The sequence below is a fragment of the Sphingorhabdus sp. genome (assembly GCF_044354325.1).
In the GTDB taxonomy this organism is placed as follows: domain Bacteria; phylum Pseudomonadota; class Alphaproteobacteria; order Sphingomonadales; family Sphingomonadaceae; genus Sphingorhabdus_B.
The window spans coordinates 1-11,856 of the sequence record NZ_JBILAF010000064.1 but is presented as its reverse complement, the minus strand read 5'-3'; the positions used below and the strand labels follow the sequence as shown (position 1 = coordinate 11,856).

Annotated in this window: 14 protein-coding genes; 5 read left to right on the top strand and 9 right to left on the bottom strand. The window is 55.1% G+C overall.

Annotated features, from left to right (window positions below):
• Both ACIQ0G_RS07195 and ACIQ0G_RS07190 read right to left on the bottom strand, forming a co-directional pair.
• On the bottom strand, positions 1–712 hold a 712-nt coding region (locus ACIQ0G_RS07195; RefSeq protein WP_397577311.1), incomplete at its 3' end, for a MotA/TolQ/ExbB proton channel family protein.
• Between the two features lie 80 nt (positions 713–792).
• Positions 793–1,440 (bottom strand): energy transducer TonB, encoded by a 648-nt coding sequence (locus tag ACIQ0G_RS07190; protein WP_397577310.1) that lies wholly within the window; start codon positions 1,438–1,440, stop codon positions 793–795.
• A gap of 256 nt (positions 1,441–1,696) precedes the next feature.
• Between ACIQ0G_RS07190 and ACIQ0G_RS07185 the strand changes: the two genes are divergently transcribed.
• Positions 1,697–2,551 (top strand): hypothetical protein, encoded by an 855-nt coding sequence (locus ACIQ0G_RS07185; RefSeq protein ID WP_397577309.1) that lies wholly within the window; start codon positions 1,697–1,699, stop codon positions 2,549–2,551.
• Between the two features lie 31 nt (positions 2,552–2,582).
• Here the strand turns inward: ACIQ0G_RS07185 and ACIQ0G_RS07180 are convergent, their stop codons facing one another.
• Genes ACIQ0G_RS07180 through gluQRS form a run of 3 tightly spaced genes read right to left on the bottom strand, consistent with a single transcriptional unit; the run spans position 2,583 to position 4,354 of the window.
• Entirely contained in the window at positions 2,583–3,164 is a 582-nt protein-coding gene (locus ACIQ0G_RS07180; protein WP_397577308.1) for a cob(I)yrinic acid a,c-diamide adenosyltransferase, read from the bottom strand.
• Between the two features lie 16 nt (positions 3,165–3,180).
• A complete protein-coding gene (locus ACIQ0G_RS07175) occupies positions 3,181–3,408 on the bottom strand; it encodes a hypothetical protein (protein ID WP_395629313.1) in 228 nt (75 codons plus the stop codon).
• Positions 3,409–3,451: 43 nt separating this feature from the next.
• On the bottom strand, positions 3,452–4,354 hold the full coding sequence (gluQRS, locus tag ACIQ0G_RS07170; protein WP_397577307.1) for a tRNA glutamyl-Q(34) synthetase GluQRS: 903 nt from the start codon (positions 4,352–4,354) through the stop codon (positions 3,452–3,454).
• 144 nt (positions 4,355–4,498) lie between these two features.
• Between gluQRS and ACIQ0G_RS07165 the strand changes: the two genes are divergently transcribed.
• Positions 4,499–5,083: an HNH endonuclease gene (locus ACIQ0G_RS07165; RefSeq protein WP_324478493.1), complete on the top strand. Its 585-nt coding sequence runs from the start codon at positions 4,499–4,501 to the stop codon at positions 5,081–5,083.
• A gap of 2 nt (positions 5,084–5,085) precedes the next feature.
• Here the strand turns inward: ACIQ0G_RS07165 and ACIQ0G_RS07160 are convergent, their stop codons facing one another.
• Together ACIQ0G_RS07160 and ACIQ0G_RS07155 are read right to left on the bottom strand one after the other, a co-directional pair.
• The gene (locus ACIQ0G_RS07160) at positions 5,086–5,625 is read right to left on the bottom strand and encodes a (2Fe-2S)-binding protein (protein ID WP_395629315.1); all 540 of its coding nucleotides are present in this window, start codon (positions 5,623–5,625) and stop codon (positions 5,086–5,088) included.
• A 42-nt stretch (positions 5,626–5,667) separates the two neighbouring features.
• On the bottom strand, positions 5,668–6,432 hold the full coding sequence (locus tag ACIQ0G_RS07155; protein ID WP_397577306.1) for a class II aldolase/adducin family protein: 765 nt from the start codon (positions 6,430–6,432) through the stop codon (positions 5,668–5,670).
• A 257-nt stretch (positions 6,433–6,689) separates the two neighbouring features.
• On the opposite strand from ACIQ0G_RS07155, the gene rpsU reads away from it, so the two are divergent.
• The 3 genes from rpsU (at position 6,690) to ACIQ0G_RS07140 (ending at position 8,789) form a co-directional block, all read left to right on the top strand.
• Positions 6,690–6,896: a 30S ribosomal protein S21 gene (gene rpsU, locus ACIQ0G_RS07150; protein WP_125231027.1), complete on the top strand. Its 207-nt coding sequence runs from the start codon at positions 6,690–6,692 to the stop codon at positions 6,894–6,896.
• Positions 6,897–7,006: 110 nt separating this feature from the next.
• A complete protein-coding gene (locus tag ACIQ0G_RS07145) occupies positions 7,007–7,630 on the top strand; it encodes an FKBP-type peptidyl-prolyl cis-trans isomerase (protein WP_397574999.1) in 624 nt (207 codons plus the stop codon).
• 220 nt (positions 7,631–7,850) lie between these two features.
• Positions 7,851–8,789 (top strand): VacJ family lipoprotein, encoded by a 939-nt coding sequence (locus tag ACIQ0G_RS07140; protein ID WP_397577312.1) that lies wholly within the window; start codon positions 7,851–7,853, stop codon positions 8,787–8,789.
• 22 nt (positions 8,790–8,811) lie between these two features.
• Here the strand turns inward: ACIQ0G_RS07140 and ACIQ0G_RS07135 are convergent, their stop codons facing one another.
• Together ACIQ0G_RS07135 and ACIQ0G_RS07130 are read right to left on the bottom strand one after the other, a co-directional pair.
• Positions 8,812–10,074 carry an NRAMP family divalent metal transporter gene (locus ACIQ0G_RS07135; protein WP_397577305.1) on the bottom strand — a complete coding sequence of 421 codons (1,263 nt, stop codon included), beginning with the start codon at positions 10,072–10,074 and terminating at the stop codon, positions 8,812–8,814.
• 77 nt (positions 10,075–10,151) lie between these two features.
• Complete coding sequence (locus ACIQ0G_RS07130) at positions 10,152–11,678, bottom strand: fumarate hydratase (protein WP_397577304.1); 1,527 nt, start codon at positions 11,676–11,678, stop codon at positions 10,152–10,154.
• Between the last annotated feature and the right edge of the window lie 178 nt (positions 11,679–11,856).

Below are 11,856 nucleotides of genomic sequence, written 5' to 3'. Positions count from 1 at the left end.
GAACAGCAGGCTTAACGCGGCCGCCCGAAGAGATGTAACCAAGCACATCGTTCGAGAAGGTCGAAAGGCTACGTGCGATTGTCTTGTTACGTGCCTGAAGCCAGTTGTACGCAAGAACAGCAGGAACAGCAACGAACAGACCAATTGCGGTCATGATCAGTGCTTCACCAACTGGACCAGCGATCTTGCCGATGTCAGCCTGACCAGCGATACCGATTTTGATCAGCGCCGAGTAGATGCCGATAACCGTACCAAGCAGACCAACGAAAGGAGCCGTTGCACCAACCGTTGCGAGGAACGGAAGACCGCCCGCTAGCTTGTTGTTGATGGATTCCTCCGAACGGGCCATTGCGCCGTGCAGCCAATCATGTGCTTCGATAGGGTCGGTCAAAAGGGTGTGCTGCTTTTGAGCGGCGATGCCATCATCAACGACTTGACGATATGCACTGTTCTTATCGAGCTTTGCAGCGCCTTCTTCAAGCGTTGCAGCGCGCCAGAATTGTGCACGGACGTCCTTGTACTGGTTCAAAACCTTCTGCTGTTCAAAAAGCTTCGTGAACATGATGTAGAAAGAGAAGACGGACATGATGACCATGACGATGAAAATCGACCATGAAATCGGGCCACCTTCGTTAAGCGCAGGGATAAGACCGAATTGTGCGGCCACATCTGGGTTTGCGGCGCCGGCCGCAGTCAGAAACAAAATCGACATTTTAACTACCTCTCAAAAAATAGAACTATCTAGCAAAAAAGACCCGGAACCAAGGCTCCCCCTTTTACCGGGCCAGAAAATTATTTCGGTATCTGCCACCGGACGCGGTTTGAATACGAGCCTTGAACTTTTTCGCCATTACGAACGGCGGGTTCAAAGCGCGCACGACGCTTCACGTTGGTGCAGGTTGCCGCATCAAGATCCGCATGGCCGCTTGACTGCGTAACCTGGCAATCAATGACACGGCCATCAACGCCAATCGTAACGCGGAAGCCAGTGGTTCCTTCACGCTCCTGTTGCAAAGCACGCGACGGATAGTCGTTCGTGTTTGCCCAGTTACCTGGGTTGCCCCGTGGCTTAGCTTCAGCAGTAGGACCTGCTGGCGGCGGCGGGGGCGATGGTGGCGCGGCTGTCGGTACAATTGGAGCCGCAGGTGGCGGCGTATCAACTGTGCGAACCGTTGGCGGTGGTGTCACCGTAACAACCATTGGCGGAGGCGAAACGACCGGAGGCTCGATTTGCTTCTCTGGCTCTGGTGGTGGTTCTTCTTCTTCGGGTGGTTCTTCTTCTTTCACGTCGACCACGGTCATCTTTTCCTTGATCGAGACGACCGCATCATATGCGAGGCCAGTCACCAAGGCATAACCGAGGAAAGCGTGAAGAAGGAGTACAATGACGACAGAAACCAAACGGTTTGTGCTCATCCCATCTTGATCAGCATATGCCATGCGGAAACAACTCTCCTACCTTCAAAACAAAATAATACATTAAGGAAGCATGCTTTAATATGCCTCCCACGTACCCTCGCGATATCGAAAACTATCTTTTTTTTTTGCTCGATTCATCGACGCATTAGCCAACCCTAACAGGCCAAGCAATCCGGATTCTGCGATTCATACGCAATTCATGGACAGGTTCACATTATGCTACGATGTGATATACGTAAAACCGGCGACGGGTGTCGGTTTCAGGAAGGGTTTTTTAATGCGAATTTCGCAAGCGAAAGTGATTTTATGCTTGGTTTTGATGGGTTTGAGCAATGCCGCATCTGCCCAACCCGTGGCCACTCTGCCCCCTGCACTTGCCATTGAAGCAGAATCGGCAAGTTATTCGGATATTGCCGATTTGGTCGTCATATCGCCTCTGATCATTGATGTTACGGTCCGCAAAGTTGCTAAAGTTGCTCCTGAACAAGCCATAGGCGTCCCCGTATCGCTTCAGCGTATGCTGATCGAAGCGGATGTTATGGCGTTGATTCGGGGCGAAGGCGGCATCGCCGACCGCGTCCGCTTTGTGCTGGATGTGCCCAAGGATGCGAAGGGCAAAGTGCCCAAATTGAAAAAACAGCGGTTGTTTCTATTTGGTAGCCCCGTTGCGGGCCGAACGGGCGAAATCCGTTTGTCTCGCCCCAACGCGCTCGCAAATTTCAGTCCGACCAATGATGCTTTGGTCCGCCGCATCACACAAGAGGCTGTCCTGCGTGATGCTCCGCAACGCATCATAGGTGTTGCCAGTGCTTTCCATAGCCCCGGAACGATGCTCGGTGAAGGCGAAACACAGATTTTCCTAAAGACCGAAAAGGACCAGCCAGTGTCCCTTACGGTTCTTAGCCGGCCGAATCAGCAAAAGCAGTGGGCGGTCTCGACCGCTGAAGTCATTGATTCATCCGCGACAGCGCCGGAACGATTCACATTGCTATGGTATCGGCTAGCCTGTGGCCTGCCGCGCAGCCTTCCCACCGACCGTATTGAAACAACGGGCGGTCAAGACGCAGCGCGCGCGCAAGCTGACTATAAATTTATCATCGATGCGCTTGGGCCATGTGGCCGTAAGCGTTAGCGGCTGCAAATCAGGGGCGACAACCCCGCACTCACCGCGATGCGCCCGGCACCCACATGATATCACCACCGCGCGTCGAATTAATCAGGCGACACAGCACGAACAGATAGTCCGACAGACGGTTGATGTAGTTCAACGCCTGCGGATTTATCGAAACGTCCAGAGATGCCGCGACCAGCGCCCGTTCGGCACGGCGCGAAATGGCCCGCGCCATATGCATATGCGCTGCTGGCAAGCTGCCGCCCGGCAAAATGAAACTGGTCAACGGTGGAAGTTGCTCATTGGCTTTATCAATAGCCGCCTCAAGCCATTCGACTTGGGATGACACAATCCGCAATTCCATCGGCGATGGTTCAAAACTGTCGCCGGGTGTTGCGATATCGGCACCCAGATCAAACAGGTCGTTCTGAATACGCCGCAACTCAGCGACCAAAGGCGTTTCCCCCTCATCCGCTGCCAGCGTCTGAAGCGCTACGCCAAGCGCGCTGTTGGTCTCATCGACTTCGCCAATCGCGTGCAAGCGCGCATTGGTCTTTGACACGCGCGAGCCGTCGACGAGGCCAGTGGTCCCGTCATCACCGGTGCGTGTGTAAATCTTGTTGAGCTTGACCATGTCTGATGCCGCCCGCTTATTGCGAGCCGGCGACCACGACGAGCACAGCAAGCAAACCGATAGTAATGGCCTGCCATTTGACGCGGGCAAACATCATCTTGTTCTGCACGGTGAGCGATTTGGGTAGCCCTGCTTCGTCAACATCTGCTGGTCGCAAATTGGCGAACGCATGAAGGCCACGGATAAGTGCAAATGCCACGGCACCAGCCGCGCCAATGGTGAGGAGAACCAACAAAATAGTCATCGGGAGAAATCCTTGTCCGGGGCCCATACCCCGCTGCGCCTATTTAGGCGTGAGATAGCGAGATTCCAAGCGGTAGCGTTCCCTGACGCAAATTATTAATAAGTCCATCGCCGCATTCGCCCGCCAATCGCCGGTCCGAGAGCGCAGGTGAGGATTTGCTCTTCGCCAGTTTTTCGCCGCTCGCGTCCAACAACAGCGGATGGTGCCAATATATGGGTTCAGGCAAATCCAACAGTTTCTGCAACAGCCGATGGATGGCGGTATATCCGAAAAGGTCTTGGCCCCGCACAACATGCGACACGCCGTCGGCAGCATCATCAATCGTAGCGGCCAGATGATATGATGCCGGCGCATCTTTGCGCCACAGAACGACATCGCCAAATGCCATTGGGTCCGCAAATTGCGGTCCAGCCGCCAAATCGATCCACCCCAACAGCCCCGACCGCGCAACCGCTTTGTCCATATCAATCCGCCAGCAATGGGGAACGGAAGAGTCAATGTCGCTGTCCCGGCACGTTCCGGGATAATGGGGGCCATCTGGACCATGCGGCACTGGCTTATGTTTCAGCGCATCGGCAATATCGCTTCGCGTACAGACGCAGCGGTATAGCAGCCCGTCCGCGATCAACTGGTCACGCGCCGCTTCATATCTGGCAATGTTTTGCGATTGAAATTGCACTGGGCCGTCATGATGAAGCCCAAGCCAGTCCATATCCGACAGTATCGCCGCAACATGCTCCGCACGGCTGCGTGTTCCGTCAATATCTTCAATCCGCAGATGGAACTGGCCATCCAAAGCCCGCGCAAAATCATGCGCGCATAATGCCGAAAAGGCATGCCCCAGATGCAGTCGTCCATTGGGACTCGGCGCGAACCGCGTCACCACTGCGCCATCACATTGCGGCAGCGCAGGCAGATATTGCTTCAAAAAGTCATCCGCACGCAAAAAACATATCCCCAAAAAATACCATATCCGGTGCCTTTGCCCTCTTGACGTCACCATATGTACAAATAGGTTGATGACTGTCAGATTGCTGTAACGTTGATACGCTTAAAGCATGTATGACATAAAGGGAGTAGGGTTCGACTTATGTTGCATACCGGAACTTTCGAAGCAGCGGGCCGGGCAAGGCACCCGGAGAACTGCCCGGCATTGGTACTCAACGCCGATTACACGCCGTTGAGCTATTATCCATTGAGCCTATGGCCATGGCAAGCCGCCATTAAGGCGGTGTTCCTCGACAAGGTCGACATCGTTTCCAACTATGACCGGCATGTCCATAGCCCAAGACTGGACATGAAAATCCCGTCGGTTATCGCGCTGCGCCAATATGTGAAGCCATCGGAATATCCGGCATTCACCCGCTTCAACCTATTCCTGCGTGACAAGTTTGAGTGCCAATATTGCGGATCGGGCGACAATCTTACTTTTGACCATATCGTTCCACGCCGTTTGGGTGGCATCACCAGCTGGGAAAATGTCACCACGGCTTGCCTGCACTGCAACCTGAAAAAAGGTGGCCGCACACCAAAGCAAGCGCATATGCAGCTAAACATGGCCGCGATCCGCCCCACCAGCTGGCAATTGCAAGACAGGGGCCGTGCTTTTCCGCCGAACCATCTGCACGAAACATGGCATGACTGGTTATATTGGGATATTGAGCTGCAGGGTTAAGCTTAATCGGTTACCGTCAGCGCAGGAACCGCCCGCGCGGCATCTTCAGGCGTAATTCCCGGCGGCGGGGCGGCCGCAATACGCTCTTCGCCGCGCATAACGCGTCCGGCCCGTTTAATAGCGTCGCGCAGGCGTGGATACACGCCGCAACGGCACAAGTTCGTGATTGCCGCGTCGATTTCTTCATCGGTTGGGTTGCTGCTTTTCTTAAGCAACACTGCGCCCGCCATGATGATACCCGGAATGCAAAAGCCGCATTGCGGCACGTTGCTGGCGACAAACGCCTGTTGCAGGGGATGGCTACGATCACGGCTCAGGCCTTCGATCGTCGTGACAAAGCGCCCTTCAGCTTCGGCAATCGTGACCAGGCAGGACCGTATCGCCTCCCCGTCGACTTCCACAATGCACGCGCCGCAATCGCCATTGCCGCAACCATATTTGGTCCCGGTCAAGTTCGACGCATCGCGCAAAGCCCACAAAAGCGGCGTTTGCGGATCCATTTTATACTGGACCGGGCGATCATTGACGGTGAATTTGGTCATGCAGCCCCATTATACGCGCGCTGAACGTGTTGCAGCGGAGTTTTAATCCCGCCAGCTTTTATCGATCTGGTCAACCTTGCGCACCATTGCGTCAAATTCAACGCGGCCCGAACCGCCGGGGGGCGATGCCATATACAGGTCGCGCTGGTGCACCGCGATGACTTCAGGCGGCACCATGATGGGCTTGCCCATTTGCATTGTCGCAATTTGTTGCTCGCACGCCCGCTGCAAAGCCCAATACCGCACAAATGCATCCGGCAATGTCTTGCCCATCACGACGGGCCCGTGATTTTTCAGCATCAATATCCGCTTATCGCCGAGATTTTGGACCAATCGCGTGCCTTCTTCCTCACGCACGGTCACGCCTTCGAAATCATGGTAAGCAAGTTGCCCCGCAAAGTTGCAGGCATAAAAATTGATTGGCTGAAGACCACCCTCAAGGCTGCACACAGCAACCGTGGCGGTTGTGTGGGTATGGATGATGGCATGGGCATCAGGCAAAGTGCGATGGAACAGGCTATGCTGGACAAAGCCCGCCTTGTTGACGTGCCATGGGTTATCGGCATCGATCTTGTTGCCATCAATGTCGATCTTAATCAGGCTGGAAGCGGTGATTTCACCAAAGTGCATGCCATAAGGGTTGATCAGAAAAGCGCCGTCTTCGTCGGGCACCTTCACCGTAATGTGGTTAAACACCAGTTCGTCCCAACCGAACATCGAAAATATCCGATAGCAGGCAGCAAGCTCCTGACGCGCTGTCCATTCGGCTTCACTATACTTGCTGTTCGACTTCAATTGGGTTGCCATGCGCGCTCTCCTGCTCATTCGTTGCGTTGCTTTATGAAACGAACATTGCACAAGGGCAAGTGGCTGGAGATCGCAAAATGGCCGACGGGTTTCTCTGTCCTCGTGCTTAAAAGCGCCATTTTCGCTTGATATTTAAGGGCGACCTAGTTAGGGGCCACCTCAACACGCCGCCTGTGAACGCGGCGATTTTCGTTTTTAGCCTTTCAAAGTGGCCGTTTTAAGCCATTTTGCCGATTCGATCCGGAGTTGAGTTTTTTATGCAGATCATGGTTCGCGACAATAATGTTGATCAAGCCCTACGCGCGCTTAAGAAGAAGCTGCAGCGTGAAGGCGTGTATCGCGAAATGAAGCTGCGTCGTCACTTCGAAAAGCCATCGGAAAAGCGCGCGCGTGAAAAGGCCGCTGCTGTTCGTCGTGCCCGCAAGATGGAGCGCAAGCAGCAGGAACGTGACGGCGCGAAATAAGCGTCTGCGACCTGCAACAAGGAAGGCGCCTTTTACGGCGCTTTTTTTGTGTCTGGAATCCCTGCTAGTTTCTGCTAGTCACCGCGCAACTTAGCCAACAGGAAATGTGTATGTCCGTAACTGCCGTCCCGATTCTTCCGCTCAAAAAAGGCACGATGACCAAATATTGGGCCGCGATTGCGCTCGTGCTCGCTGCCGGTGGCGGTTTGGCATATTGGGGCACAAGCGACGTGCGGCAGGAATATGGCGATATCGTCACCACGCCGTCAGGATTGCGTTACAAGATTATCCAAACCGGCGAAGGCAAATCGCCGACGGACAATGATGTCGTGCTCGTCAGCTACACAGGCATGTTGAAAGACGGCACGGTTTTCGACCAAAATCCTCAGGCTGGATTCCCAGTTACCGGCGTTGTCCCCGGTTTTTCCGAAGGCCTTAAAATCATGCAGCGCGGCGGCAAATATCGCCTGTGGATCCCGGCCGAGCTTGGCTATGGCCCCGAAGATCAGCGTAATCCGCAAACCGGCCAAGTCGCAATCCCCGGCGGTAGCGAGCTGACCTTTGATGTAGAACTGTTAGAGTTCAAATCACGCGCAGAAATCGAAGCCATGCAAAAGCAAATGCAGGAAATGCAACAGCAGCAAGGTGGACAGGCCAGCGGCGCACCGCAGGGCCTACCTCCCGAAATTCAGGCCCAAATTGATGCACAGATGCGGGCCCAACAGGGGCAATAATGCCGTCCCGAAAGCACCCAATACCGACGGATGCTATCGGGATTTGCTTAATATAGCTCGCGATTACGCGTGAACGGAAATCCTTGAAAGGCAGTTGTCAGCTTAGCAGCCAGCCCTTAGGATATCGTTTGCAAACGGTTATGACCGGAAAGTTCCAACGTTGAGCATCACCAGTATTATCGCGATCGCCCTTTTATCGGGGACCCCGCCGCTTCCGCCTGTGGTAGAGCCAGTTATTGCGTTGGAAACTGCTGGCGCACCCACAGCAGCGCCCGAGCAGGGTACCCAAGCCACTGTGCCGCCATCCACAGACGGAGCTGAGGTTCCGTCGCAATCTCCGAATACACAAACGACCGTCGGACCGACCGTCGGACCCGTTACACCGGCTGCGGCCGAAAAGGCCATAATCGTTGTTACCGCAAATCAGGGACCCCCGAAAGGCGACCCGATTGCGGTCGTGAACGAAGTCTCGTTCGGCGCGGTACAGTCGGTCGATAAAGCCATTATCGCACCGATCGCGTATGGGTATCGAGATGGATTACCTGCCCCGATCCGCGACGGCTTGCATAATGTTCTGAATAACTTGGATGAGCCTATCGTCTTTCTGAATTTTCTGCTGCAGCTCAAGATCGGCAAAGCGGCCGAAACCGTTGGTCGATTTGCTATCAACTCAACCATTGGCGTTGCCGGGCTTTTTGATTTCGCTAAAAAGCATCCAATCAACCTGCCCCGCCGTTCTAATGGCCTCGCCGACACATTGGGATATTATGGCGTCGGTCCGGGACCCTATTTATTTTTGCCCGTATTCGGATCCACGACGGTTCGTGATCTCCTCGGGCGCGTCGTTGATCTTTCGCTTTTACCAGCAACCGTCGGTAAGCCGTTTACCAATCCCATTGTCTCGGGAACCAAAGGCGTGCTTTCCTCGATTGACGATCGTGTCGAAAATGATGTGATTTTGACCCGGGTACAGGAAAGCGGGAACCCGTACGCGGCGATGCGCGAATATTATCTCATGAAACGCCGGGCAGAGATTGATGTTCTGAAAGGCAAAAGGTCCGATGCCAATATAGACCTCAACGAACTAGAGTTTCTGGATTCTTTGCCAGCACCCACGAATGAGACCCCCAAACAGCCGCCCGCATCCAAACCCCAATAATCAACCCCGCGGCACCGCTACTCTAAAGCGTGGCGAAAAAGACGATCGTTGCAACTGCCATAACTCCCGTCGCGATCCATCCGGTGATGGTCGCGCGGGGCCCCAATGTCAGCCGCCCCATCGCGCGCGGATTGCGCACGATAAGCATCATCATGACCATTAACGGCGCGGCAAGCACACCATTGACGACAGCAGCCCAATAGAGCGCACGCGCGGGGTCAATGCCGACATATTGCAACGACACGCCCAGCAAGGTTATCACGGCTATTGTTCCGTAAAACAGACGTGCCTTCGTTGGCTTGGCATCAAGGCTTCCTGCCATGCCGAACATTTCCGTCACCGCATAAGCCGCCGACCCTGCAAGCACGGGCACCGCGAGCAAGCCCGTTCCGATGATACCCAGTGCGAATAATGCAAAGGCGAAATTTCCCGCAATGGGCCGCAGTGCTTCGGCCGCCTGCGCCGACGTTTCGATATCGCGGATGCCATTGGCATGCAGCGTCGCGGCGGTTGCAAATACGATGGCCAGCGACACGATCGAGCTGAACGCCATGCCTGTCAGCGTGTCGATCCGGATGCGTTTTAATTCAGGTCCTGCCTCCTTGGGCGTAATGCACAGCGGCTTCACCTTATGCCGCTTCTGCTCCTCAATCTCTTGTCCCGCCTGCCAGAAAAACAAATAAGGGCTGATGGTGGTCCCCAGTATGGCGACGACGGCAGTGGCGTACGCGCCGGTCCATTCAATGCGCGGAACAACCAGCGAGGTCAGCGCCTCTCCCCAAGGAACCTGCGCCACAATGACAACGGCAACATAGGCAAAGAGCGATAGCGTCGCCCATTTGAGCACTGAGGAATAGCGCTCATAAGAAAGCGCCACTTCAACGATGATGCAGAAGAGCCCGAACAATAACGTATACAACCCTATTGGCCCACCGATCAGCAGCCCCACAGCAGCCCCCATCGCGGCCAAATCGGCTCCCAGATTAACGATATTGGCAATGAGCAACAGGCCGACCATGAGCACCAGCAAGGGCCGGGGGTAATGTCGACGCATATTGCGCGCGATGCCTGCACCGGTAACGCGCCCGATTTCAGCGGCGACTTCTTGAATGGCGACCATCAATGGGAAGCTGAACAAAAACGTCCAGCTCAACCCATAGCCAAATTGCGCGCCAACTTGGCTGTGCGTGCCGATACCCGACGGATCGTCATCCGCAGCGCCAGTGACTAGGCCGGGACCGAGGCGCGAGAGGAAGCTTGTGCTCGGTTTTTTATCGGTTCGCATTGCAGGCGATAACAGGCCCACATGAGGTCAATGTCAACAACGCTATATGATGCGGAAAGTTGAAGGCGGCTGAAAAGCTAGCCCGCGTTTTCCAGCAATCCCTCGTCCTTGATCCGCTTTTGCCAATAAGCAGGGGCCAGTTGATGGACATTGTTGCCATCGCTGTCGACCGCGACGGTGACGGGGAAGTCCTGCACTTCAAATTCGTAGATTGCTTCCATGCCCAGATCTTCGAAACCGACGACCTTGCTGCCCTTGATCGCGCGCGCCACCAAATAGGCGGCACCGCCAACGGCCATAAGATATGCGCTCTTATGTTTGGCGATGGCTTGTGTTGCCGCCGGACCGCGCTCCGCCTTACCGACGCATGCCAGCAAGCCCTGCTCAAGCATCATGTCCATGAACTTGTCCATGCGCGTAGCCGTCGTCGGGCCAGCGGGGCCAACAATCTCCTCGCCCACCGGATCGACTGGGCCAACATAATAAATCATCCGCCCTTTAAAGCTGACGGGCAGCTCTTCGCCTTTCGCCAGCATGTCGGCAATGCGCTTATGCGCGGCATCTCGTCCGGTCAGCATCTTGCCGTTTAACAACAAACGGTCGCCCTGTTTCCAGCTGGCAACCGTTTCGGGCGTCAGCGCGTCCAAATCCACGCGGATCGCGGCTGTGTCGGGTTTCCAGTCTACCTTTGGCCATTCGTCCAGCTTCGGCGCCTCCAGATAGGCAGTGCCCGACCCGTTCAGCGTGAAATGTGCATGACGCGTCGCCGCACAGTTGGGAATCATCGCAACCGGCTTGCCCGCAGCATGACATGGCGCATCCATGATCTTCACATCAAGGATGGTCGAAAGCCCGCCAAGCCCCTGCGCGCCGATGCCCAACGCATTGACCTTGTCAAAAATCTCAATGCGCATCGCCTCAATATCATTTTGTGGACCGCGTGCTTTTAGTGGCCCCATATCGATAGGCTCCATCAACGCTTGCTTGGCCAGCAAGACGCAATGCTCCGCGGTCCCGCCAATGCCAATGCCCAGCATTCCGGGCGGGCACCAGCCAGCACCCATTTGCGGTAACATTTCAACGACCCAGTCGACGATATTGTCTGACGGGTTCATCATCTTGAATTTCGACTTATTCTCGCTGCCGCCACCCTTTGCCGCGACATCAACCGAAACTTTTGAACCAGCGACCATTTCGACATGCAGGACACAGGGCGTGTTGTCTTTGGTGTTACGCCGCGTGAAAGCAGGGTCGGCCAGTACTGAAGCCCGCAATTTGTTTTCAGGGTGCAGATATGCACGGCGCACGCCTTCGTCGATCACCTCCTGCAGCGACGCAGACGTGTCCTCCAGCCGACAATCCATCCCCCATTTGACGAAGACATTGACGATCCCCGTGTCCTGACAAATGGGTCGATGGCCCTCTGCGCACATCCGGCTGTTGGTCAGAATTTGCGCGATCGCATCCTTTGCCGCTGGTGACTGTTCGGCGGTATATGCATCACCCAACGCCCGGATATAATCCATCGGGTGAAAATAGCTGATATATTGCAGCGCGTCGGCGACGCTGTCGATCAAATCGGAATTGCGGATGGTGACGGTCATATAGGGCCCCAGACTGGATAGAACCCCCTCGCCATTAACGTCCCGCGGGACCGATACAAGCATCATTCTGACCGGCTGAATCAATATTAGCGAACGACCGATGCGTCGGTCACATTTGTGCCGTCCGGATGATGCGGTGACCCAGTTTCTGTTTACAAAATGCAGCGCGCAAGATTGG

Coding starts and splice junctions, on each gene's coding strand:
- ACIQ0G_RS07155 (WP_397577306.1), bottom strand. CDS start 6,432: ATGGCAACCCAATTGAAGTCGAACAGCAAGTATAGTGAAGCCGAATGG.
- ACIQ0G_RS07145 (WP_397574999.1), top strand. CDS start 7,007: ATGTCCGTAACTGCCGTCCCGATTCTTCCGCTCAAAAAAGGCACGATG.
- ACIQ0G_RS07135 (WP_397577305.1), bottom strand. CDS start 10,074: ATGCGAACCGATAAAAAACCGAGCACAAGCTTCCTCTCGCGCCTCGGT.
- ACIQ0G_RS07165 (WP_324478493.1), top strand. CDS start 4,499: ATGTTGCATACCGGAACTTTCGAAGCAGCGGGCCGGGCAAGGCACCCG.
- rpsU (WP_125231027.1), top strand. CDS start 6,690: ATGCAGATCATGGTTCGCGACAATAATGTTGATCAAGCCCTACGCGCG.
- ACIQ0G_RS07130 (WP_397577304.1), bottom strand. CDS start 11,678: ATGACCGTCACCATCCGCAATTCCGATTTGATCGACAGCGTCGCCGAC.
- ACIQ0G_RS07175 (WP_395629313.1), bottom strand. CDS start 3,408: ATGACTATTTTGTTGGTTCTCCTCACCATTGGCGCGGCTGGTGCCGTG.
- ACIQ0G_RS07185 (WP_397577309.1), top strand. CDS start 1,697: ATGCGAATTTCGCAAGCGAAAGTGATTTTATGCTTGGTTTTGATGGGT.
- ACIQ0G_RS07180 (WP_397577308.1), bottom strand. CDS start 3,164: ATGGTCAAGCTCAACAAGATTTACACACGCACCGGTGATGACGGGACC.
- ACIQ0G_RS07190 (WP_397577310.1), bottom strand. CDS start 1,440: ATGGCATATGCTGATCAAGATGGGATGAGCACAAACCGTTTGGTTTCT.
- ACIQ0G_RS07160 (WP_395629315.1), bottom strand. CDS start 5,625: ATGACCAAATTCACCGTCAATGATCGCCCGGTCCAGTATAAAATGGAT.